Genomic DNA, 24,512 nt, shown 5'->3' with positions numbered 1-24,512 from the left:
GCCACAACGGCATGTTAGGGACTTTCACCCATTAGAGCGAAGCGCTGCCAAGCGCACAAAAGAAGCATGAACTACTCTTCATGCTTGCTCAAAATTTTTTTCATTTTCCGTGAAAATTCGCGGCGCGGTATGAGTACACTATGTCCGCACCCTTCACATTTAATCCGGATATCCATGCCGAGTCTAATAATTTTCCAGCGGTTCGTTCCGCAAGGATGAGGCTTTTTCATTTCTACCACATCATTTAGGCCAAACTCCTTGAGCTCCATAAATATCCCCCTATTCTTTTCCTAACTGCTTTCGCTTATTTAGCTCTTCTTCGTGTCGGGAATACATAACAAGACGAGGATACGGCACATCCATCCCGTGTTCATCGAGACAAATTTTTATATCCTTTCTCAGCATCCTCGCCACACCAAAATGCCGCATCGGCAAAGTTTCAGCGACAACTCTTAACACGACTTCTGAAGCGTTTAGTGTATGCACTCCTAACAGTTCCGGCGGGTTGACGAGATCTTCATACTTCGCGGGCAAAGTTTCGAGCAGATCTGAAATAATTTTTTCAGCCCGTTCGATATCCCCTTCATAGGCAATTGATACATCGACAATGGCTATGCTGTTATGGAGCGAAAAATTAGTCACTTCAGTAATGCTTCCATTCGGCAAAATATGGAGTTCACCTGTCCAGTTTTTGATTTTCGTCGTTCTCAGGCCGATTTCTTCAACCGTTCCCTCAAATTGGCCAACTCTCACATGGTCGCCCACCGAAAACTGGTCTTCAAAAATAATAAAAAATCCGGTTATAACGTCGCGAACGAGATTCTGTGCACCAAAACCAATCGCTAAACCGGCAATTCCTGCTCCGGCCAATATACCCGTTATGTTAATCGTCAAAGTCGATAAAATCATGATAAAAGCAATGAAATATACTACATATGAAAGAATATTTTCAAGCAGTTTCATTAAAGTCGCTTCCCGGCGCTCGGATATTCTCAGTGGAGATCGGGTGCGTACTTTGAAAATATTTCGTATCGCCAATCTACCAATTCGGATGACAACTCCTGTTAATAAAATGATCGCAAGAATTTTTAAAAAGCCTTGCCCCATTAATATCCAAAATTCATCACTTAAGATTTTCTCTAAAAATTCATTAAGTTCTTTCTTCATAAAACACCTGCTTATCATAAAATCACTGATTCTTAACACCGTTCCTGTAACGCAAATAATATCGATACTATGGTTGGCAATTGAGTCTTGATTTATTTTAACAAGATTCTTGGGAACTTTGTAGTTTCAGCCATTATCTGAGTCAAAAACGCTTTCTGCATAGGTATTTTTCATTATCTATAAATTTTTTCTATGCCCTTTTACCCTGTTTATCGATTTCTCATTACAGGTATGTATACGTAACATACTTTTTCCGTATACTGTTACTACTTACCCGAGAAGGAGTGGAACGAATGAATCTAAGATCCAATATGTTTGAGAAAAGAGGAGGCACAGCGAGAATTCTTCATGATGAACAGCTGGCAGCCATGAAGCTTGCAAATGAGGTTTCAGCACTGATGCCTGCATTGAAAAGCCGCCCAATTGTTCTAGTCTGTATAGGTACAGATCGTTCTACTGGTGATTCATTAGGTCCACTTGTCGGTACCTTGCTTGAAGAAAAAAACATTGCTCCTTTTCATGTGTACGGAACTTTGGAAGATCCGATCCATGCTGTAAATTTAGAAGAAAAATTACGCGAAATTGAAGAAAAGCACTTCCACCCTTTTATTATTGGCGTTGATGCGTGTCTAGGCCGGTTGAAAAGTGTTGGTATCATCCAGATCGGTGACGGACCCGTTAAACCGGGGGCAGGCGTTAACAAAGAGCTTCCCCCAGTCGGAGATATTCATATTACTGGAATCGTGAACGTTAGCGGATTTATGGAGTTTTTTGTGTTGCAAAATACTCGTCTTAATTTGGTATTGAAAATGGCAAAAACGATCGCTGAAGGAATTTATGCGGCCAGCCTATCATTTGATCGCAAGCAGGCCTGGCACCAATTAAATTTGAAAGTGGAACAAGAGCATACTCTGTAATATTCGAGAGCTGCTCTTTACAGGAATCGCTCATATCCGTACAGGATAGTGACAAGAATTCCTGTAATAAGGATACCCGGAAGCAGGTTTGCGACGCGTATTTTTGTGATACCAGTGAGATTCAGACCAATTGCAAAAATCATGATTCCCCCGGTAGCAGTCATCTCAAGGATAAAACTGTCCATTAATGCCTCCGGAACAAAACGATTAATTTGCGTTGCGAACAACGCAATCATTCCTTCATAGATCATGACAGGAAAAGCGGAAAATAATACTCCCATTCCTAATGTAGTTGTTAAAATGAGCGCAGTAAACCCGTCGATAATTGATTTTGTATATAAGACATCATGGTCACCACGGATGCCGCTGTCCAATGCTCCAATAATTGCCATTGCACCGATTACAAAAATGAGTGTAGCCGTGACAAACCCTTGGGAAATACTGCCGCCATTCGCATCTGAACCGACCTTTTTTTCCAGCCATCCTCCAAGTGAATTCAATTTTGCTTCCAAATCTATCAATTCTCCGATTACTGCCCCGAGTACGAGACTTAAAATAACAACAAGAAAATTAGCACTTTTAAAGCCCATTTGCAGGCCCAGTACAATAACTGCAAGTCCAATCCCGTGCATAACCGTTGCTTTTATTCTCTCGGGAATGCGGTGAAGCAGCTTTCCTAATAAAGATCCAATTATAATTAACAAGCCATTGACGAGTGTCCCCAATAAAAACATTTAACTCACCTTTGTCATTTATTTCGTTTTGCGAAAAGCCGAATAATATTAAACTATCATGATGAAGATGCTTTTCCCAGTCTTTTTTTCTATAGATTTTTGACAATCTATGAATCTCAAAAAAAAATAAACCATCAATCGATGGCTTATAATGTTGAATCCCCGTCATCCAATAACTCAAGAATTCTTTCTAAATCTTCTTTCGAAAAAAATTCTATCTCAATTTTACCTTTGTTTTTTGACTGTTTAATATTGACAGTGGTTCCAAAGCGATCCCGGAGAAAAGATTCGCGGTCGCGAATAAAAATATCTTTTTCAACTTTAGGCTTTTTTGTTTCACGTGAAACATGTTCATTCAGTTGTTGAATAAGTTGTTCAAGCTGGCGGACATTCAAATTTTCTTTGATTGTCTTTTCTACAACGGCAAGCAGTTTTACTTTATGGCGCAATCCCAATAAAGCACGGCCATGTCCCATCGATATTTTTCCGTCCGAAATCAGTTCTTGTATTTTGGGTGGAAGTGACAACAGGCGCACGTGGTTGGCTATATGCGGCCGACTTTTGCCAAGCCGTTTCGCCAGTTCTTCCTGGGTCAGTCCAAGCTTCTTCATCAGCATTTGATAAGCTGCCGCTTCTTCAATGGGTGATAAATCCTCCCGTTGAAGATTTTCGAGGACAGCCAGTTCCATCATTTGCTGTTCAGTTAAGTCGCGGACAACAACCGGGATTTTCTCAAGCTTTGCTTCTTTTGCTGCTCGAAAACGCCTCTCTCCAACAACAATTTCATAGCCTTTTATTGTTTTCCTGACGATAATTGGCTGCAGGATCCCGTGTTCAAGAATCGACTGTTTCAACTCGTCGATTGCTTCTTGTTGAAATATTTTTCTTGGCTGATATGGGTTCGGGCGAATTTCTGTAAGATTAATTTCCTGCACGATCTCTTCATTGTCTGCTTCGATGTTAGCAAAAAACGCATTTAATCCTTTACCAAGACCTTTAGCCATTTGCAGCCACTTCCTTTGCCAAATCTAAATACACTTCAGCTCCACGTGATTTAGGATCATAGATGATGATTGGCTCTCCATGGCTGGGAGCCTCACTAAGGCGGACGTTTCTTGGAATAATGGTTTTATAAACTTTGTCCTGGAAATATTTTTTCACTTCTTCAATTACTTGAATACCCAAATTGGTACGGGCATCAAGCATCGTTAACAAGACACCTTCGATTTTCAGATCATGGTTAAGATGTTTCTGGACAAGACGAACTGTGTTTAAGAGCTGGCTTAGTCCTTCCAACGCGTAATATTCACACTGAACCGGGATTAATACGGAATCAGATGCTGTTAAAGCATTAATGGTCAATAATCCAAGCGATGGAGGGCAATCAATAATAATATAATCAAAATTGCCTTTCACTTCTTCGAGAGCACGCTTTAAGCGGACTTCTCTCGAAATAGTCGGAACGAGCTCAATTTCAGCCCCTGCCAGCTGGATTGTAGCAGGAATTGCATATAAATTTTCAACTGAAGTTGGTTTAATCGCTTTGATTGCTTCTACATCGTCTACTAAAACATCATAAATACATTGTTCGACATCTGCTTTTTCAATTCCGATCCCGCTTGTTGCATTTCCTTGAGGATCGATGTCAACCAAAAGTACTTTTTTTCCTATGTATGCTAAGCAGGCGCCTAGATTAACAGAAGTAGTCGTTTTGCCGACTCCCCCTTTTTGATTCGCGATCGCAATGATTTTGCCCACGATGTCACCTACCTTTACTTCCAATAATTAAAACTTCACTATCAAAAAATAAATCTCCTTATATGACAGCAAGCGAAAAAAGGGTTTCGTTCCCTTTTATGATCAGAACAAAAAGCCCATGAATATCGTATATTTGCAATCATGTATTCTATTTTATCATGAAAAAGTGACGAGCATAGTTTTTTTCGCAAAATTGTACGAGCAGAAAATTGGTAAAAGAAAAAAGAGAAGCTTTTGTGAGCCTCTCTTTTTTGGTGAAAACTAAAGTTCATAACGATTATTTTTTCTTCGGTATGATGATCGTAAACTGATAAAAATCTTCGTGTTCTTCTTCTTTTGCATCAAGATTGATGCCGCTGTCGGTCACCATTGATAAAGATTGGCGAATTGTGTTGACGGCAATGCGCATATCTTTGCTGAATGCTTTCCTTTTCGGCTGCGGTTTTTTTTCTGTCATATCAAGCAGCTTTAAGACGCGTTCTTCTGTTTGTTTCACGTTTAAATTTTTATCTATAATTTCAGACAGTAATTTTAATTGTTTTTCAGGCTGCTTAAGCGGAATAAGCGATCGTGCATGACGTTCAGTAATTATTTTATTTAAAAGAGCATCCTGTACTTCCTGGGGAAGCTTAAGAAGGCGGAGCTTATTCGCAACTGTTGATTGTCCTTTTCCTAATCGCTGTGCGAGCGCTTCCTGAGTTAAATTATGCAATTCCAGAAGTTTTCCATATGCTACAGCTTCTTCGATTGGTGAAAGCTCTTCGCGCTGCAAGTTTTCAATCAGAGCGACCGAAGCAGTTTCTTTATCGCTTAGATTCTTTATGATGGCGGGAACTTCCTCCCAGCCAAGCTTTTTCATTGCCCGCCAGCGGCGTTCACCCGCAATGATTTCAAACTGGCCTTGCTCATATTCCCTTATAACAATTGGTTGAATAACACCATGCGTATGGATCGTTCTTGCTAACTCTTCGATTTTTTCATCGACAAAAACAGTTCGGGGTTGAAAGCGGTTCGGAACAATCCGGTCAATGGGAACTTTCTTTATCTCCTCGACTTGATTGCGTTCAACTTGTTCGTCCGCCTGTTCTATGTCAATATGTTCTCCCTTTTCGCCTAGGCCAAAAAGGCGTGAAAAATTAGGCTTCATCACCCTGCACCACCTTTACGAAACTCCCTAATACATATTCTTCATGAAAATGACAATTTCCTGCTAGTATAGTTCCCTTTAAACAAATTATGCCACATTACGAGGAAAAAGTAACTCTATTCTATTGGAGTTTTGTTTGGTGTCCCTGGTTTCCTCGGATACTTCTTCGGGGTCTGCTTTTCTTTGCTGATAATTAGAATATTTCGTTCGCTTCCTTCAACAGGCAGCATAAAGGAATGGACTTCCTTGAGCTTTCCTCCCAAAATATCAAGCGCTTTTTGACCAGCTTCGAGCTCATCGTTGGCACTTGCTGCTTTCATCGCAATAAAAGTTCCGCCAACTTTAACGAGTGGTAAACAGAGCTCGCTTAAGACAGACAGTCTGGCAACAGCTCTTGCCATTACAATATCATAGGCTTCACGATGCTCACTATTCTGTCCGAATGTTTCAGCACGATCATGGATAAAACGAACATCTGCCAAATTTAGCATCTCAGCAAGATGTTCCAAAAAAGTAATCCGTTTGTTTAATGAATCGACAATCGTTACATTTAGATGCGGAAAAACGATTTTTATCGGAATACTTGGAAATCCCGCGCCTGCTCCTACATCACAAATTTTCAGCGGTTCGTTGAAATCCATGTAGAAAGAAGCTGAAATGGAATCAAAAAAATGCTTCAAATAAACTTCCTGCTTATCTGTAATCGCGGTCAAATTCATTTTTTCATTCCATTCAACAAGCACTTGATAATATTTTTCATATTGGTCAAGCTGGTCTTGAGAAAGGTTAACCCCTTTCTCAGCCAGCATTTTTTGAAATTGGTCTGTATTCATGTCAGCGTCCCCTTATATCTATCATTCATTGGAAACCCGGGCGATACGTCCTTGTTGGATATAGACAAGCAAAATAGATATATCTGCAGGATTGACGCCTGAAATCCGAGAGGCTTGAGCAATCGATAACGGCCTTACTTCTTTTAATTTCTGCCGTGCTTCGGTAGCCAAACCTGTTATAGCATCATAGTCAATATTTTCGGGGATTTTCTTGTTTTCCATTTTCTTTAAGCGATCGACTTGCTGAAGTGACTTTTCAATATAGCCTTCATACTTTATTTGAATTTCAACCTGTTCAGTTATATCAAAATCAAGCTCGACATTGCTTGGCGCAAGCTGATCAATCTCGCTATAGGTCATTTCAGGGCGCTTTAGCAGGTCAGAGGCACGAATGCCATCTTTTAATTCGCTTCCCCCGTGGGAGCGGATTAATTCCTGAACTTGTTCATTAGGTTTCAGGATAATCGACTGGAGTCGTTTCTTTTCTGCTTCGATTGCCGCTTTCTTGCGGTTAAACTGCTCATACCGTTCTTGTGTAATTAAGCCAATTTTATATCCGATCTCCGTCAACCGGAGGTCAGCGTTATCGTGGCGGAGCAGCAAGCGGTATTCTGCTCTCGAAGTTAACAGTCTATATGGTTCATTTGTTCCTTTTGTAACCAGATCATCAATCAAAACTCCGATATATGCATCTGACCGGCTTAAAATAACTTCTTCTTCCCCGAGCGCATTTCTCGCAGCATTAATACCGGCCATTAATCCTTGCCCTGCTGCTTCTTCATAACCTGAAGTTCCGTTAATTTGGCCTGCTGTATACAAGTTTTTGATAAGCTTTGTTTCCAATGTCGGCCAGAGCTGAGTAGGTACAATTGAATCATATTCAATCGCATATCCAGGGCGCATCATTTGCACATTTTCCAAACCAGGAATCGTCTTCAGGATTTGAGCCTGCACGTCTTCAGGCAAGCTTGTTGATAAACCTTGAACATAAACTTCTTGAGTGTTTCTGCCTTCCGGTTCCAGGAATATTTGATGACGCGGCTTGTCGTTAAAACGAACGACCTTATCTTCGATGGAAGGGCAATAACGCGGACCTGTGCCTTTTATCATTCCTGAATACATCGGTGAACGATGCAAGTTATTGTCAATCAACTGGTGTGTGTGCTCATTCGTATAAGTTAGCCAGCATGGAAGCTGATCGGTAATATACTTCGTAGTCTCATAAGAAAATGCGCGCGGAGTATCATCTCCCGGCTGAATTTCCGTTTTGCTGTAATCAATTGAATGACTGTTTACCCGCGGAGGTGTCCCCGTTTTAAACCGGACTAAATCAAAGCCAAGCTTCTCAAGATGCTCGGAAAGCTTGATCGATGGCTGCTGATTATTCGGACCACTTGAATATTTCAATTCGCCAAGGATGATTTCGCCGCGTAAAAATGTTCCCGTTGTAATGACAACCGTTTTAGCACGGTAGATCGCGCCTGTTTTTGTGATAATCCCCTTACAAACTCCATCTTCTACAATTAGTTCCTCAACCATTCCTTGAACCAGGGTCATATTCTTTTCATTTTCAATTGTTTTCTTCATTTCTTGCTGATACATGAATTTGTCAGCCTGGGCACGGAGAGCCCGTACGGCTGGACCTTTCCCGGTATTCAGCATTCTCATTTGAACATAAGTTTTATCGATATTTTTGCCCATTTCGCCGCCAAGAGCATCAATTTCGCGGACCACAATTCCTTTAGCAGGGCCGCCGACCGATGGGTTACACGGCATAAAGGCCACCATATCGAGATTGATCGTAATCATTAAGGTTTTCGCACCCATGCGTGCGGCAGCAAGTCCTGCTTCACTGCCTGCATGACCGGCACCAATTACGATAACATCATATTTACCAGCTTCGTATGGCATTTTCGCTGCCTCCTTATTTGTTTATTTTATTCACTTTTTTTCGTATCCTTATAGCCCTCAAATACAGGAACAAACTGTTTTTTAATTGCTTCCGCTGAACGAAACGAACCACGGTTGCTGCCACCAGGGCCAGCCTCTACCTTATTTGCCTAAACAAAATTGAGAGAACAATTGATCGATCAAGCTTTCATGTACGCTGTCACCAATAATTTCACCCAACTGTTCCCATGCTCTTGTTAAGTCGATTTGGACGATATCGATTGGAGTTCCCATTTCGACTCCTTCAATCGCTTCTTCAATCGAATGGAGAGATTGGCCGAGCAGAGCAATATGGCGGGTGTTGGACACATATGTCATATCCCCCGCTTCAATCGAGCCGGCAAAGAAAAGGGAGGAAATCGCCTCTTCCAAATCGTCGACACCTTCATCCTCCAGCAAAGATGTCGTAACGATCTTATGATCATTTGCAAGCTCTTTAATCCTGTCCATATCGATTTTCTGAGGCAGATCCGTTTTATTAATGATCACAATAACATCCATGCCTTCAACTGCTTTGAATATATTTTCATCTTCTGCGGTTAGTTGATCAGAGAAATTCACAACGAGCAGAATTAAATCAGCTTCTTTTAACACTTGGCGGGACCGTTCCACACCAATCTTCTCGACAATATCCTCTGTCTCCCGAATCCCGGCTGTATCGAGCAGCCGCAGCGGCACACCCCTGACATTGACATATTCCTCAATGACATCTCTTGTTGTCCCTGGTATATCGGTAACAATTGCTTTATTTTCATGGACAAGACTGTTCAACAACGAAGACTTCCCGACATTTGGGCGGCCAACGATAACGGTTGAGATGCCTTCCCTTAAAATTTTCCCTTGTTGTGACGTTTGCAGCAGCTTTTGTAGTTCGTCGCGAATATATTGTGCCTTATCCAAAAGCATCACATGGGTCATTTCTTCCACATCGTCGTACTCGGGATAATCTATATTAACTTCCACATGGGCGAGTATCTCCAATATTTCCTGGCGAAGCTTTCTAATCAGCTTCGAAAGCCGCCCCTCCATCTGGCCGAGAGCGACGTTCATTGCCCTGTCCGTTTTGGCACGAATTAAATCCATAACAGCTTCAGCCTGTGACAAATCGATTCGTCCATTAAGAAAGGCCCGCTTTGTAAATTCCCCCGGTTCTGCCAAGCGTGCCCCACTAGTTAAGGCAAGCTGCAAAACCCGATTCACAGAAACGAGACCGCCATGACAATTAATTTCTATTACATCTTCTCTTGTAAATGTTTTAGGACCTCTCATTACAGTGACCATTACTTCCTCTGCAACTTCTTGCGTTTTTGGATCGATAATATGGCCGTAATGGATTGTATGGGAGGCTGCATCAATAATGCGCTTTCCGCCTGGGCTGCGGAATAATTGATCAGTGATCTCGAACGCCTGCTCACCGCTGAGCCGAACAATGGCAATCGCGCCTTCTCCCATCGGGGTCGAAATAGCCGCTATTGTATCAAACTCCATACATCCTCACCCCTTTTCGATAAAACTATATATTAAAAACTGTTTGGTACACTATTTGTCCCAAAGCAACTCATCATTTACCTTTATAACCAATTCTTAAGAATAAATTTCATAAAGCAATTCTTTAACTGAAAAACGAACGGTCATTTAACATTAAGATAATATTATTCGCTTCCTACGGCATACTCCTGTTTATTTAGACAACGTCATTCGTTTTTCGGTTTAGCTTATTACATTGTGAAATTTACTCCTTAAAATAACTAATATACGACAGGCTTTATTTCAAATACAAAAATCTGATGTTTACAGCCGAAAATGTTATCCACAAATTACGATGGACCATCCTTTATTTTAACTTATCCACATGTGAATAACAATAAAACGAGACATAAATCGATTCCTGCTTAAAAATACCAGAAATCGAATTCCTAAACACAAAAAACTCCCGGACCCGGGAGTTCTTAATGGTTACCTTTTTGTTACACTCTGTTTTTCTTGAGTTACAGGAGAGATAACAATATGACGATGCGGTTCGTTGCCGTCAGAAAAAGTTCTGATCCGGTTGTTATTGACTAACGCTGTGTGAATGACTTTCCGTTCATAAGAAGGCATTGGCTCCAAGGCAACATTTTGGCCGGTTCTTAAAGCTTTTTGAGCAAGCCGTTCTGCCAATTGAATCAATGTTTCATTTCTTCTGGTTCGATAGTCTTCAGCGTCAAGCAGGACTGTTAAATATTGATCCGAAAAGCGATTGATAACCAGCTGCGTTAAATATTGTAGTGAATTCAGAGTCTGGCCTCTTTTTCCAATTAACAAAGCAATTTTTTCACCTGATAATATAAACTGGATTTGTTTGCCTTCTCGTATCACTTCGATCTCGATCGCAGCACCCATCTTTTTGCTCACATCAATTAAAAAGGTTTTTGCCTCTTCAATAGGATCAATTTTTACTGTCGCCTTAACAATCGCAGGACGCGACCAAAAAAATCCGAAGACTCCTTTTTTTCCTTCATCCATGATCGTAATATCTATGCGGTCTTTTGAAGTATTTAACTGAGCTAAAGCTGATTCGACTGCTTCGTTGACTGTACGTCCAGTAGCAGTAACTTGTTTCACTTTTTCGCTCCTCCCGCTTTACCGGTCGCAGGAACTTTTTTAAGGTCCGGACCTTTAATAAAATAAGTTTGAACAATCATAAAAATATTACCAACTACCCAATATAGCGATAAAGCTGCCGGAAAGTTAATTGCAAAAACAATGATCATAACAGGCATGATCCAAAGCATCATCGCCATTTGCGGATTTTGGCCTTCCGTACCCGCCATCATTATTTTTTGTTGGATGAATGTAGTCACACCTGCTACTAAAGGCAAAATGTAGTACGGATCTGGTGCGCCGAGGTCAAACCATAAGAAATTGTGCTCCGCGATCTCCCTTGTCCGGGAAATGGCATGATAAAATCCAATTAAAATCGGCATTTGAATGACCAACGGGAAACAGCCTGCCAGAGGATTAACTCCATGTGCCTGAAACAACGCCATTGTTTCCTGCTGGAGTTTTTGCTGAGTTTTTTGATCCTTTGAGCTGTATTTTTCACGCAGCTTTTGCATCTCAGGTTGCAAAGCCTGCATCGCTTTTGAACTTCTTGTTTGTTTGATCATTAACGGAAGAATCGCCAAACGTATGATTAAAGTAACGAGGATAATCGACATCCCATAGCTTCCGCCGGCAAATTCAGCCATTTTGACAATTAACATTGAGAGCGGATATACAATAAATTCATTCCAAAAGCCTGTGCTTTCAGATGTAATCGGTTGGTTATATTCCGTACAGCCTGTTAAAAGCGCCGTAAGCGCAATCAAACCGGCAAAAAGAAGTATTCGTTTTTTCAACCGTTTTTTCCTCCTAACTGCGCATTATGATAAGCAATATATATTAAGAAAAGCTTTAGCACCAAGGAAACAAGCTTAAAGCCGCTTGCTCCATGATCACAAAGAAGATCTTTGCCTTTTCAAGCAATTGACATAATTTCCGACAATCTGAGCGCTAAAGCTTAACTTGAAACGTATCAAATGGGGAACTTGGGTAATCAAGGACCTTATGCATGTCCCTTTTATGAATCCAAATGTATTCTATCATCTTTTAAGAGGAAATGCCTTTAAAAGGCGGAAAATATTCACTGAAAAAAATTTTATCGTTTTTCATTATAGCCAGCACGGGAGTTTTTCAATACCTTCGCAAGTTTTAACACATGGGTTAAGCTTTTCTTAATTTCATAAAGTTCCATTTCCGAAGTTGGCTTGCGTGCAATAATAACATAATCGTTGCTGCCGAGTATTTCGTCCTGAAACTCTTGAAAAGACTGGCGGATATACCTTTTTACTCGGTTTCTTGTCACCGCGTTGCCAATTTTTTTGCTTACAGATAATCCAATTCGAAAATAAGGTTGTTCAGGTTTTTTCAGCACATAGACAATAAATTGCCGATTGGCAACAGATTTTCCTTTCTGGAAAACTTCCTGAAACTCTTTATTTTTTTTAATGCGAAATTCTTTTTTCATGGTTAAACACCTTCAATCGTAAATGGATCACTACAGCAACGGCAAAAGCGCTTTAAAGTAAAACTTCATTCGATCGGCGAAGACTACAGCCCGCGCTAATCGAATGAAAGCTTTTCTTTTATGAGAAAAAAGACCACTGACGTTTCAGTGGCCTAAGCAGATAATACTTTTCTTCCCTTCCGGCGGCGGCGCGCAAGGACTTTTCGTCCATTTGCTGAGCTCATGCGACTGCGGAATCCGTGAACTTTGCTATGTTTACGTTTATTTGGTTGATAAGTTCTTTTCATTATATGACACCTCCCTGAGGAATGCTGTAAAAGACAGTCTTTCTAATTATATAGACCTTCCCTGAAAATTGTCAACTACCCGGCAAACAAATCTTTTTTTCCTTGTCCTATCGAAGAATTTTTTCCTGGTTATTTTTTAACAAACAAAACGCATATGAATATTATTTCCACAAAATAAAAATTTTCATGTTAGTCCACATCCTGCCACATTGTGGATAAAATTCGACAGCTTTTTTATTATCCACAGCACATACTGACAGCTTTTTCACACTATCTTCCGTTGTGGACAATTTTTCTGCACAGGATGTTCCTCTTGTGGATAAAGCTTTAAAAAGCATTGCACCTATTAGGATTATTTGATATTATATTTGTGTTTTCACTCTGAATAAGCGAATGTTGATAATTGTATTATCCACAGGTTGTGGATAATATGTGGACAGGTTATTAAGCGGGTCTGTAAAACTTTGTCCACAGCTAGTGGATATTGTCGAATAACCTCTTTTATTCCTTATTATATATTTTTCCACATCCATAATTTCGTATATTTATAGAATTACGCAATTGTACAGTCTGTACAACCATTCATATTCACAAAATTCAAAAGAGAAGGAGGGATATTCGTTGGAAAATATTGCGGACCTCTGGAACAACGCTCTCGCCAATATTGAAAAAAAAATCAGTAAACCAAGCTTTGATACATGGCTTAAGTCGACGAAAGCCCATTCCCTGCAAGGGGATACATTGACGATAACCGCTCCAAATGAATTTGCCCGTGATTGGCTTGAAGAGCGTTATTCCCAACTGATCTCCGGGATCCTATATGAAATTACCGGAGAAGAGCTCGGGGTTAAGTTTATTATTCCGCAAAATCAAAATGACGCAGAAATAGACTCGCCTCTTCCCCAGAGAAGAACGCTTAAAGATGAAGATCCACCCGAGCTTCCGCAAAATATGCTAAACCCGAAATATACATTTGACACATTTGTAATTGGATCTGGAAACCGATTTGCACATGCTGCCTCACTTGCTGTAGCAGAGGCACCTGCCAAAGCGTATAATCCGCTTTTTATCTATGGTGGAGTGGGACTTGGGAAAACGCATTTAATGCATGCAATCGGCCATTATGTTATCGACCATAATCCGTCAGCTAAGGTCGTTTATTTATCTTCTGAAAAATTTACAAACGAATTTATCAACTCGATCCGGGATAATAAAGCTGTTGATTTTCGCAATAAATACCGAAATGTTGATGTACTGCTGATTGATGATATTCAATTTTTAGCAGGAAAAGAACAAACCCAGGAAGAGTTTTTCCATACTTTTAATACTCTCCATGAAGAAAGCAAACAAATTGTTATCTCAAGTGACCGGCCGCCAAAGGAAATACCTACGCTTGAGGACAGACTGCGTTCAAGGTTCGAATGGGGATTGATTACAGATATTACTCCCCCCGATCTCGAAACGCGGATCGCGATTTTGCGAAAGAAAGCAAAAGCAGAAGGACTTGATATTCCGAACGAAGTTATGCTTTATATCGCCAATCAAATAGATTCGAATATACGGGAACTAGAAGGTGCGCTGATCCGGGTTGTTGCGTATTCATCGCTCATTAACAAAGATATTAATGCGGATCTCGCTGCTGAAGCATTAAAAGATATTATTCCAAGCTCAAAACCGAAAGTAATTACGATTCAGGAGATACAGCGGATTGTCGGTGAACATTACAGTGTAAGGCTTGAAGATTTCAAAGCGAAGAAAAGGACTAAATCTGTCGCATTCCCCAGACAGATTGCCATGTACTTGTCGAGGGAATTGACCGATTTCTCTCTTCCTAAAATAGGCGAAGAGTTTGGCGGAAGAGATCATACAACCGTTATCCATGCTCATGAAAAAATTTCAAAGCTTGTCCAAACAGATGCTACATTGCAGAATCAGATTAAAGAAATCAATAAAATGCTGAAAATTTAACCACAGCAGAAACGGGAAATTGTGCATAACTTTTGCTTGTTTACACACAGTCTGTCCACATGTGGATAGACTGTATTTCCTTAATAATATTGAGTTATCCACATAATCACAGGCCCTACTAGTACTTCTACTAGTTTTTTAATTAAAAATTATATATTTTTTAGAGCTCGAAAATAGCTAAAAACGGAGGATAAAAAAATGCGCTTTATCATTCAACGCGACCGGCTCCTTCAGAGTGTCCAGGACGTTATGAAAGCAGTCACATCGAGGACAACGATTCCGATTTTAACAGGAATAAAAATCGTGGCAACAGAGGATGGAGTAACATTAACAGGCAGTGATTCAGATATTTCAATAGAATCATTTATTCCGCATGAGGAAGCGGGAAATGAGAATGTTGAGATTAAACAGACTGGGGCCATCGTTCTTCAAGCCCGCTTCTTCAGTGAAATTGTCAAGAAGCTGCCAACTGCTTCAGTTGAAATTGAAGTGCAAAACCATTTGCAGACTATCATTCGCTCCGGAAAGTCAGAGTTTAACCTTAATGGACTAGATGCAGAAGAATATCCACACCTTCCACAAATTGAGGAAGAAAATATTTTGCGAATTCCTACTGATCTGTTAAAAACAATGATACGCCAAACCATTTTCGCAGTGTCCACCTCAGAAACACGGCCGGTGTTGACAGGTGTAAACTGGAGAGTCGAAAATAATGAACTTACCTGTATTGCAACAGACAGCCATCGTCTTGCATTAAGAAAAGCAAAAGTTGATGCGGAAAACAACGGCAATTACAATGTTGTCATTCCAGGGAAAAGCTTGAACGAGTTAAGCAAAATTTTAGACGACCATAACGAACCGATCGAGATCGTCATTACTGAAAACCAGGTTTTGTTTAAAGCAAAACATCTATTGTTTTTTTCGAGATTGCTCGAAGGAAACTATCCGGATACTTCCCGGTTAATTCCTGATGAAAGCAAAACAGATGTAGTGATAAATACAAAGGATTTTTTGCAAGCAATTGACCGTGCAGCGCTGCTTGCCAGAGATGGCAGAAATAACGTAGTCAAATTTTCTACTTTAGAAAGCAGCTACGTTGAGATTTCTTCCAACACGCCTGAAATCGGGAACGTCGTTGAAGAAGTTCAAACGCAAACGATAGAGGGAGAAGAATTGAAAATCTCCTTTAGTGCAAAATACATGATGGATGCTCTTAAAGCTCTGGAAGGAACAGAAATTAAAGTCAGCTTTACTGGAGCGATGCGGCCATTTTTCATTCGTCCGATCAACGATGAATCGATTCTGCAGCTGATCCTCCCCGTCAGAACATATTAATTTTATTAAACGGCCCGAAAGATTTATTCTTTCGGGTATCTTTTTTTCTCCGGCCGGAATAGACATTAATGGTTGAGTAAAAAATGAAAATACAGATATAATATTACTTTTCTTTGTCTATTGTTCTGTTTTTTAGTAAAATAAAGTATTAGATACTAATTACGAAAGAGTGACGTGATGGCAAACCAAATTAAAATTGATACGGACTATATTACGTTAAGTCAATTTTTAAAGTTAGCTGAAGTGATCCAAACCGGCGGAATGGCGAAATGGTTTTTAAGTGAGCATGCAGTATATGTGAATGGTGAATTAGACCAGCGGAGAGGCCGGAAATTGCGTAATGGGGATGAAATCCATATTCCAAATGTCGGTGATTTTATCGTTACGCATTAACTAAAGGATGAAGCGTTCATGCATATAGAGCAATTGTTTTTAAAGAATTACCGCAATTATGAAGACTTGGAGGCTCACTTTGAAAATAAAGTGAACGTGATTCTTGGTGAAAATGCCCAAGGAAAGACAAATGTGATGGAATCGATTTACGTTTTAGCGATGGCTAAATCGCATCGGACGTCAAATGATAAAGAACTTATTCGCTGGGACGAAGATTATGCTAAAATAGAAGGTAGGATAAAAAAAAATCATGGATCCCTGCCGATTCAGTTGGTCGTTTCAAAAAAAGGAAAAAAAGCCAAAGTAAACCATATTGAGCAGCGGAAATTAAGCCAATATGTTGGGAATATGAATGTTGTCATGTTCGCGCCTGAAGATCTCCATTTAGTCAAAGGGAGCCCTCAAGTAAGGCGTCGTTTTATTGATATGGAGATCGGCCAGGTGTCTCCTGTTTATTTACATGAGGTTGGACAATTTTTAAAAATTCTCCAGCAGCGAAATCATTATTTAAAGCTTTTACAAACAAGGAAACAAACAGATGAAACGATGCTGGACATTTTAACCGAGCAATTTATTGAAATGGCAGTCCGGATTATTCATAAGAGATTCGCATATACGAGAATGCTTGAAGAGTGGGCACAGCCGATTCATGCAGGGATATCAAGAAATTTAGAATCCTTGAAGATTATGTATAAGCCCTCGGTTGAAGTATCAGAAGGACAGGATTTGTCGAAAATGGTAACAGCCTTTGAAGAAAAGTTTGTTAAAATAAAGAAAAGAGAAATTGAACGGGGAGTTTCACTGTTTGGACCTCACCGGGACGATTTGCTTTTTTTTGTTAATGACCGCGATGTCCAAACTTTCGGTTCTCAAGGGCAGCAAAGAACGACAGCTTTATCGGTCAAACTGGCGGAAATTGAATTGATTCATTCGGAAATTGGTGAATATCCAATTCTTTTGTTGGATGATGTGTTATCGGAATTGGATGATTATCGCCAATCTCATTTGTTGAATACGATTCAAGGAAAAGTCCAGACTTTTGTGACAACAACAAGCGTTGAAGGAATTGACCATCAGACGTTAAAAGAAGCTTCCACCTACAAAGTAGAAGCCGGAGTAATAAATCGGGTTCAATGAGGTGAGAAAAATATGTACCTTCATGTCGGTGAAGATATTCTTGTCAGAACAAAAGACATCATCGCAATATTGGATAAAGAGAGCATTAATTCCCCCGATATGGGAGAATTTCTTCAACAAAAAGGCGAAAATGTCATGAATCTTTCCAAAGGTCCATTTAAATCAATCGTGATAACGGATGAAAGGATTTACTACTCCCCTCTTGCCTCCGGAACGCTGAAGAAACGCTCTCAAAAATTATCAGTCCACGAATTTTAAAATAACAGATTGGCCCTTGTTGAAACGGGTTGATTTTATAAATAGATAAGTGAAATTGTAGGAATGCAAATGGAAAGTGTAGGTGATCGATGTGGCTATGGAACAAAAGGCAGTGCAAGAACAAGCATATGATGAGAACCAAATACAAGTATTAGAAGGTCTTGAAGCCGTTCGCAAACGGCCAGGCATGTACATCGGGTCAACAAGTCAAAAGGGGCTTCACCATCTTGTATGGGAAATCGTTGATAATAGTATTGATGAAGCATTAGCCGGTTATTGTACAGAAATTAATGTCACTATCGAAACAGATAATAGCATTACTGTTGTAGATAACGGTCGGGGTATTCCAGTCGGAATTCATGAAAAAATGGGAAGGCCTGCAGTCGAGGTAATTATGACCGTTCTTCATGCCGGGGGAAAATTCGGCGGCGGCGGCTATAAGGTTTCAGGAGGGCTGCATGGTGTAGGTGCATCTGTCGTTAACGCCCTGTCTACCGTTCTCGAGGTGTTTGTCCATCGCGACGGAAAAATTCATTACCAAAAATTTGAACGCGGCGCTGTACACGACGAGTTAAAAGTAATTGACGAAACTGATCGAACCGGTACGACCGTTCATTTTAAGCCGGATCCCCAGATTTTTACCGAAACGCTTGAATATGACTATGACACGCTTGCAAACCGTCTTCGCGAGCTTGCCTTTTTAAACAGGGGGCTTACGATTACGATTGAAGACAAACGCGCTGAAAATAAAAGAAACGAGTATTTTTATGAAGGCGGAATAAAGTCTTATGTGGAACATTTAAACCGAACAAAAGAAGTGCTTCATGAAGAGCCAATCTACATTGAAGGAGAAAAAGACGGGATTACCATTGAAGTTTCCCTCCAGTATAATGATGGCTATACGAGCAATATTTATTCATTTGCCAATAATATTCATACGTATGAAGGCGGCACGCATGAATCCGGCTTCAAAACGGCCTTAACAAGAGTGATAAATGACTATGCCAGAAAACAAAATGTATTTAAGGACAATGATGATAACCTTTCCGGTGAAGATGTGAGAGAAGGCATCACCGCGATTGTTTCTGTTAAGCATCCCGATCCACAATTCGAGGGCCAGACAAAAACAAAGCTAGGAAATTCAGAAGTACGAGCTGTAACCGATACAACATTTGCCGATCATTTCGGGTCCTTTTTATTAGAAAACCCGTCGGTAGCACGAAAAATTGTTGAAAAAGGTTTAATGGCTGCACGGGCGAGGCTTGCAGCTAAAAAGGCAAGAGAGCTGACACGAAGGAAAAGTGCTCTGGAAGTCTCAAGTCTTCCTGGTAAATTGGCGGATTGTTCGTCAAAGGATCCTGCGATTAGTGAGCTGTACATTGTTGAGGGTGACTCTGCGGGAGGATCAGCAAAACAAGGGAGGGATCGCCACTTCCAGGCGATTTTGCCGCTGCGTGGAAAGATTTTGAACGTAGAAAAGGCACGGCTCGATAAGATTCTCTCCAACAATGAAGTGAGAGCAATCATTACGGCGATCGGGACCGGAATAGGAGAAGATTTTGATATTTCAAAAGCCCGTTACCATAAAGTTGTGATTATGACAGATGCCGATGTTGATGGCGCCCATATCAGAACCTTATTATTGACGTTTTTCTATCGATATATGAGACAAATTCTTGAAGCTGGCTATATTTATATTGCTCAGCCGCCCCTTTATAAAATTCAGCAGGGCAAGCGAGTTGAGTATGTTTATAATGATCGTCAACTTGATGCAGTTTTAGAAAACATGCCAGGCCAGCCTAAGCCGGGTATTCAGCGCTATAAAGGTCTTGGAGAAATGAATGCTGACCAGCTTTGGGAAACAACAATGGATCCTTCAGTACGGACTTTGCTGCAAGTGAATCTTGAGGATGCAATTGAAGCTGATGAAACGTTCGAAATACTCATGGGTGATAAAGTTGAACCACGGCGAAATTTTATTGAAGAAAATGCCGTTTATGTTAAAAATTTAGATATTTAAGACTTAGTTTAAATGAAGTTCAGATTGTCGGGACCCGTTTTGCAGTGCTAGCTCATGGGATGCCAGCTAACAACGGGTCGGCACTCCCCTTTTCATGGTTTTAACAGTATAGAACGATCACCAGGATAGATGGACAAATCGTCTATCCTGCTTTTAATCTTTACCGATTTTTTGTGGCAATCTGAGTAAATTTCACAACTGTAAATAAGCTAAATCGAAAAACGAATGAAGTTGTCTAAATACAGCAGCATGCTGTAGGACGAAGCATATTATCTTAATTTTAAATAATTGTTCGTTGTTCAATTACAGAATTGTTTTATGAAATACATTCAATCTATATAAACTCAGGGATATTTATTAGTCAAGATGTCCCCGGTTGTTTTAAAAAGGAGGCTTCCGCAAATGGCTGAGACGCCTAATCCCAGTATTAAAGAAATAAATATTAGCCAGGAAATGCGTACATCTTTTTTAGATTACGCAATGAGTGTTATCGTTTCCCGTGCCCTTCCTGATGTTCGTGACGGATTAAAGCCAGTCCATCGCCGTATTCTTTACGCCATGCACGATCTCGGCATGCACTCGGATAAACCGTATAAAAAATCAGCCCGTATTGTCGGAGACGTTCTCGGTAAGTATCACCCTCATGGTGACTCATCCGTGTATGACGCAATGGTCAGGATGGCTCAGGATTTCAACTACCGATATATGCTTGTAGATGGACATGGTAACTTTGGGTCTGTAGATGGTGATTCCGCTGCCGCGATGCGTTACACGGAAGCAAGAATGTCTAAGATTTCAATGGAATTGCTGCGGGATATTAATAAAGACACAATTGATTATCAAGATAACTACGATGGTTCAGAAAGAGAACCGGTCGTTCTTCCTTCGCGTTTCCCGAACTTATTAATCAATGGTACTTCCGGAATTGCAGTTGGAATGGCAACAAATATTCCCCCTCACCAGCTAGGTGAAATCATTGACGGTGTCCTTGCCTTAACTAAGGACGAGGATATTACGATCCAAGAGTTGATGGAGTTTATTCCGGGTCCGGATTTCCCTACGGCCGGACTCATATTGGGCCGGAGTGGTATCCGAAAAGCATATGAAACAGGGAGAGGCTCAATCACTCTCCGGGCAAAGGTAGAAATTGAACAAAAAGCAAATGGCAAGGAAGTTATAATTGTCAACGAAATTCCTTACCAGGTGAATAAGGCAAGATTAATTGAAAAAATTGCCGAGCTTGTCCGCGATAAAAGGATTGATGGCATTACAGATCTGCGTGATGAGTCAGACAGAAATGGAATGCGGATTGTCATGGAAGTCCGCAGAGACGCCAATGCAAATGTATTGCTTAATAATTTATACAAGCAAACTGCCCTGCAAACGAGCTTTGGTATCAACCTATTGGCCCTTGTCGACGGTCAGCCGAAAGTATTAAATTTAAAGCAAGCTCTTTCACATTACTTAGACCATCAAAAAGTGGTTATACGAAGAAGAACCGAGTTCGAACTTCGTAAAGCAGAGGCGCGTGCTCATATTTTAGAGGGCTTGCGGATCGCGCTTGATCACCTTGATGAAGTAATCAACCTAATCAGGAGCTCGCAAACGGCAGAAGCAGCTCGTACGGGCCTGATGGAAAGCTTTGATTTATCAGAAAAACAGGCACAGGCGATTTTAGATATGCGTCTGCAGCGTTTAACCGGTTTGGAAAGAGAAAAAATAGAAGAAGAATATAATGGGCTTGTTCAGCTTATTGCTGAATTAAAAGCTGTTCTCGGCGATGAAGAAAAAGTGCTTGAAATTATCCGTGAAGAATTAACGGAAATTAAAGAGCGTTTTAACGATAAACGCCGTACGGAAATTGTTTCAGGCGGAATTGAGTTTATTGAAGATGAAGACCTCATTCCCCAGGAGAATATTGTTGTAACAATTACGCATAATGGTTATGTAAAGCGCCTTCCTGTATCTACTTACCGGTCGCAAAAACGGGGTGGCCGGGGAATACAAGGAATGGGAACGAATGAAGATGATTTTGTAGAGCATCTAATTTCGACATCGACTCACGATACATTGCTGTTCTTTACAAATAAAGGTAAAGTATATCGTGCAAAAGGATATGAAATACCCGAATTCAGCCGGACAGCGAAAGGGATTCCAATCATAAACCTGCTTGGAGTCGATAAGGGAGAATGGGTAAATGCGATTATCCCGGTTGCAGAGTTTGTCGATGACTGGTTCTTATTTTTCACAACAAAAGAAGGTATATCGAAACGTTCTCCGTTAACTTCATTTGCCCATATCCGAAATAACGGTTTGATTGCTTTGAATCTTCGTGAAGGCGATGAGCTAATTTCCGTTCGCTTGACCGATGGAAGCAAAGAGATCATCATCGGGACGAAAAAAGGCATGTTGATTCGTTTCCCTGAAACAGATGTTCGCTCGATGGGCAGAACCGCAACAGGAGTAAAAGGAATCAACATCGATAAAGATGATGAAGTTGTTGGGATGGAAGTGCTTGAAGAGAAAAGCCAAATTTTGATCGTTACGAAAAATGGTTACGGAAAGCGAACTCCTGCTGAAGAGTATCGTGTTCAAGGTAGAGGCGGCAAAGGGATAAAAACATGCAATGTAACAGAGAAAAATGGAAACCTCGTATCAATGAAGGCTGTTACAGGTGAAGAAGATCTCATGTTGATCACTACATCAGGTGTTCTGATCCGTATCGATGTAAACGGCATTTCAACGATGGGCCGGAACACGCAAGGAGTCAAGCTTATTCGGTTAGAAGGAAATGAAAATGATTTTGTTGCAACAGTAGCAAAAGTTGAAAAGGAAGAAGAAAAAGCTGCTGTTGAAGAAGATACTGAGATTCTAGATGATAATATCGACGTTGTTGCAACGTCAGAAGAGAAAGATTCAGAATAATTAATTGGGAGGGACACATTTTGTGTTCCTCTTTTTTGGGAAAATAAAGTAAAATAGAAATAAAAAAAAGAATTTTTAATCCGGGGTGGGAAAACGGTGCGCGTAAAAATAGAAGAATTAAAAGAAGGCTGCATTCTTTCAACAGATGTTTTTAGCAGGACAAACCGTCCGGTGTTAGCAAAAAAAACAATCTTGACAGAACAGTTGATCGAAATCTTAAAGATCTATTTGATTAAGGATGTTGTTGTCGAAAGAATTCTCGCTACTGGCAAGCCGTTTATCCCAGCTGGGATAGTGGAAGATGAGGAAGGTCAGCATAGCCCAAACATATTGAGTGAAGAGAACGGTCCATCCCTCAATCAATTATATTTAAATGCAGTCCAGGAATACAAAAAAGAATATATCTCCTGGCAATCAGGAATGCCGATAAAGATAGCACGAGTCCGGGAAATCCTCTTGCCGCTGCTCGATGCTGCCGAGAAAAGTATTGCCGATATATTTAATCTTCATCACTTCTCTATGAAGAATGAATACCTTTACCAGCATTCGATCGCAGTCGGCATCCTGTCTGGATTTATTGCGAAACGAATGAATTATGATAAAGGGGATATTATTCAAGTCGCTTTGGCTGGCTTTTTGGCTGATTGCGGGATGGCAAAACTCAGCACGAAAATTATTAATAAACAAACTTCTTTAACTGTTGAAGAATTTGAAGATATCAAAGAACATCCTAACCTTAGCTATAAAATGGTTCAGAATGTCCCACTTTTAAGAGAAGCCACAAAGCTGGCTATTGTCCAACATCATGAACGATTGGATGGAAGCGGATATCCTTTCGGAGAAAAAGAAGATAAAATCCATCCTTTCGCAAAAATCATTGGATTGGCCGATACTTTTCATGCAATGACATCGGAACGGTTTTATAAGCGAAAGCTTTCGCCGTTTAAAGTGCTGGAAATGATCTCCGAGGATCAATTTGGAAAGTTCGATTTAAAAGTTTTGAAAGCATTAAGTTCCGGCTTTATGAATTTCTCAACAGGAAGCAAGATTAAGCTCTCTAATGGCCAGCAGGCAGAAATTTTATTTATCGAAGAGACAGCACCAACCCGGCCATTAATAAGAATTTTGGAAACGGATGAAATTATCCACCTAAGCAAGCACAGGCAGGTTTTCATAGAAGAAATCGTTACATCGGCTGAGTAATATGACTTAGCCGATTTTTTTTGTGTAAGAAACTTATTAAACCTAAAGTGAACAACAAAACGGCAGCAAAGCAATTCCTTAATTGAAAAACGAACAGTTATTTAAAATTAAGAAGTATATTTGTTTTATACGACATACTCCTGTATATCCAGACAACTACATTCGTTTTTCGGTTTAGCTTATTACATTGTGAAATTGACTCAAGTAAAAAATAAAAAGTTCACAAATACCCTTGCCACAAACATAATAGGCTGGTATAATCATTCAAGTCAGCAATAATAACTAATGCTAAATAATTTATCTTAGAAAAATTGTTGACATAAGATTGTTAAAATGGTATATTAATAAAGTCGCCTCGCGGCGGTAAATGAATTTATTGCTCTTTGAAAACTGAACAAGCAAGCAAAAACGTCAACGTTAAGTTTATTTTTA

22 protein-coding genes are annotated in these 24,512 nt (G+C 40.2%); 9 read left to right on the top strand and 13 right to left on the bottom strand.

The window, feature by feature from the left end; translation table 11 throughout:
• Nucleotides 1-71: 71 nt before the first annotated feature.
• Together CVD23_RS20585 and CVD23_RS20580 are read right to left on the bottom strand one after the other, a co-directional pair.
• The gene (locus CVD23_RS20585; RefSeq protein WP_101579158.1) at nt 72-269 is read right to left on the bottom strand and encodes a DUF951 domain-containing protein; all 198 of its coding nucleotides are present in this window, start codon (nt 267-269) and stop codon (nt 72-74) included.
• Nucleotides 270-279: 10 nt separating this feature from the next.
• A complete protein-coding gene (locus tag CVD23_RS20580) occupies nt 280-1,167 on the bottom strand; it encodes a mechanosensitive ion channel family protein (RefSeq protein ID WP_101667031.1) in 888 nt (295 codons plus the stop codon).
• A 293-nt stretch (nt 1,168-1,460) separates the two neighbouring features.
• Between CVD23_RS20580 and yyaC the strand changes: the two genes are divergently transcribed.
• Nucleotides 1,461-2,084, top strand: coding sequence for a spore protease YyaC (yyaC, locus tag CVD23_RS20575; protein ID WP_101579156.1), 624 nt, complete (start codon nt 1,461-1,463; stop codon nt 2,082-2,084).
• 17 nt (nt 2,085-2,101) lie between these two features.
• Here yyaC and CVD23_RS20570 read toward each other — a convergent pair whose 3' ends face one another.
• The 11 genes from CVD23_RS20570 to rpmH all read right to left on the bottom strand — a co-directional run bounded on the left by CVD23_RS20570 (nt 2,102) and on the right by rpmH (nt 12,841).
• Complete coding sequence (locus CVD23_RS20570; protein WP_101579155.1) at nt 2,102-2,818, bottom strand: DUF554 domain-containing protein; 717 nt, start codon at nt 2,816-2,818, stop codon at nt 2,102-2,104.
• 146 nt (nt 2,819-2,964) lie between these two features.
• Nucleotides 2,965-3,822: a ParB/RepB/Spo0J family partition protein gene (locus CVD23_RS20565; RefSeq protein ID WP_101667030.1), complete on the bottom strand. Its 858-nt coding sequence runs from the start codon at nt 3,820-3,822 to the stop codon at nt 2,965-2,967.
• Nucleotides 3,815-4,576 (bottom strand): ParA family protein, encoded by a 762-nt coding sequence (locus CVD23_RS20560; RefSeq protein ID WP_101579184.1) that lies wholly within the window; start codon nt 4,574-4,576, stop codon nt 3,815-3,817. The genes CVD23_RS20565 and CVD23_RS20560 overlap by 8 nt, the downstream gene beginning before the upstream one ends.
• Before the next feature lie 277 nt (nt 4,577-4,853).
• Complete coding sequence (gene noc / locus CVD23_RS20555) at nt 4,854-5,723, bottom strand: nucleoid occlusion protein (protein WP_101577093.1); 870 nt, start codon at nt 5,721-5,723, stop codon at nt 4,854-4,856.
• Between the two features lie 116 nt (nt 5,724-5,839).
• Nucleotides 5,840-6,556, bottom strand: coding sequence for a 16S rRNA (guanine(527)-N(7))-methyltransferase RsmG (gene rsmG / locus CVD23_RS20550; RefSeq protein ID WP_101577094.1), 717 nt, complete (start codon nt 6,554-6,556; stop codon nt 5,840-5,842).
• Nucleotides 6,557-6,577: 21 nt separating this feature from the next.
• Entirely contained in the window at nt 6,578-8,467 is a 1,890-nt protein-coding gene (gene mnmG / locus CVD23_RS20545) for a tRNA uridine-5-carboxymethylaminomethyl(34) synthesis enzyme MnmG (protein ID WP_101577095.1), read from the bottom strand.
• Nucleotides 8,468-8,608: 141 nt separating this feature from the next.
• Nucleotides 8,609-9,994: a tRNA uridine-5-carboxymethylaminomethyl(34) synthesis GTPase MnmE gene (gene mnmE, locus CVD23_RS20540; RefSeq protein ID WP_101667029.1), complete on the bottom strand. Its 1,386-nt coding sequence runs from the start codon at nt 9,992-9,994 to the stop codon at nt 8,609-8,611.
• A 468-nt stretch (nt 9,995-10,462) separates the two neighbouring features.
• On the bottom strand, nt 10,463-11,110 hold the full coding sequence (gene jag, locus CVD23_RS20535; RefSeq protein WP_101667028.1) for an RNA-binding cell elongation regulator Jag/EloR: 648 nt from the start codon (nt 11,108-11,110) through the stop codon (nt 10,463-10,465).
• Nucleotides 11,107-11,886 carry a YidC family membrane integrase SpoIIIJ gene (gene spoIIIJ, locus CVD23_RS20530; protein WP_101667027.1) on the bottom strand — a complete coding sequence of 260 codons (780 nt, stop codon included), beginning with the start codon at nt 11,884-11,886 and terminating at the stop codon, nt 11,107-11,109. Before spoIIIJ ends, jag begins: the two co-directional genes overlap by 4 nt.
• Before the next feature lie 299 nt (nt 11,887-12,185).
• Nucleotides 12,186-12,554 carry a ribonuclease P protein component gene (gene rnpA / locus CVD23_RS20525; protein ID WP_101577099.1) on the bottom strand — a complete coding sequence of 123 codons (369 nt, stop codon included), beginning with the start codon at nt 12,552-12,554 and terminating at the stop codon, nt 12,186-12,188.
• A 152-nt stretch (nt 12,555-12,706) separates the two neighbouring features.
• Entirely contained in the window at nt 12,707-12,841 is a 135-nt protein-coding gene (gene rpmH / locus CVD23_RS20520; protein WP_066059809.1) for a 50S ribosomal protein L34, read from the bottom strand.
• 621 nt (nt 12,842-13,462) lie between these two features.
• Here rpmH and dnaA point away from each other — a divergent pair.
• From dnaA to CVD23_RS20480, 8 genes are all read left to right on the top strand, one after another.
• The gene (gene dnaA, locus CVD23_RS20515) at nt 13,463-14,809 is read left to right on the top strand and encodes a chromosomal replication initiator protein DnaA (RefSeq protein WP_219619935.1); all 1,347 of its coding nucleotides are present in this window, start codon (nt 13,463-13,465) and stop codon (nt 14,807-14,809) included.
• 198 nt (nt 14,810-15,007) lie between these two features.
• The gene (gene dnaN, locus CVD23_RS20510) at nt 15,008-16,144 is read left to right on the top strand and encodes a DNA polymerase III subunit beta (protein ID WP_101667026.1); all 1,137 of its coding nucleotides are present in this window, start codon (nt 15,008-15,010) and stop codon (nt 16,142-16,144) included.
• A 177-nt stretch (nt 16,145-16,321) separates the two neighbouring features.
• Nucleotides 16,322-16,537 (top strand): S4 domain-containing protein YaaA, encoded by a 216-nt coding sequence (gene yaaA / locus CVD23_RS20505; RefSeq protein ID WP_101577101.1) that lies wholly within the window; start codon nt 16,322-16,324, stop codon nt 16,535-16,537.
• Between the two features lie 18 nt (nt 16,538-16,555).
• A complete protein-coding gene (gene recF / locus CVD23_RS20500; protein ID WP_101667025.1) occupies nt 16,556-17,674 on the top strand; it encodes a DNA replication/repair protein RecF in 1,119 nt (372 codons plus the stop codon).
• A gap of 12 nt (nt 17,675-17,686) precedes the next feature.
• Nucleotides 17,687-17,932, top strand: coding sequence for an extracellular matrix regulator RemB (gene remB, locus CVD23_RS20495; protein WP_101667024.1), 246 nt, complete (start codon nt 17,687-17,689; stop codon nt 17,930-17,932).
• A 97-nt stretch (nt 17,933-18,029) separates the two neighbouring features.
• Complete coding sequence (gene gyrB, locus CVD23_RS20490; protein WP_101577104.1) at nt 18,030-19,952, top strand: DNA topoisomerase (ATP-hydrolyzing) subunit B; 1,923 nt, start codon at nt 18,030-18,032, stop codon at nt 19,950-19,952.
• A gap of 402 nt (nt 19,953-20,354) precedes the next feature.
• Nucleotides 20,355-22,877, top strand: coding sequence for a DNA gyrase subunit A (gyrA, locus tag CVD23_RS20485; protein WP_101667023.1), 2,523 nt, complete (start codon nt 20,355-20,357; stop codon nt 22,875-22,877).
• A gap of 96 nt (nt 22,878-22,973) precedes the next feature.
• The gene (locus CVD23_RS20480; RefSeq protein WP_101577106.1) at nt 22,974-24,080 is read left to right on the top strand and encodes an HD-GYP domain-containing protein; all 1,107 of its coding nucleotides are present in this window, start codon (nt 22,974-22,976) and stop codon (nt 24,078-24,080) included.
• The last annotated feature ends 432 nt before the right edge of the window (nt 24,081-24,512 follow it).

It is taken from the genome of Bacillus sp. V33-4 (genome assembly GCF_002860225.1).
In the GTDB taxonomy this organism is placed as follows: domain Bacteria; phylum Bacillota; class Bacilli; order Bacillales; family Cytobacillaceae; genus Bacillus_BJ; species Bacillus_BJ canaveralius.
Note: the sequence above shows the minus strand (reverse complement) of the source record. Positions and strands in the feature narration are given on the sequence as shown.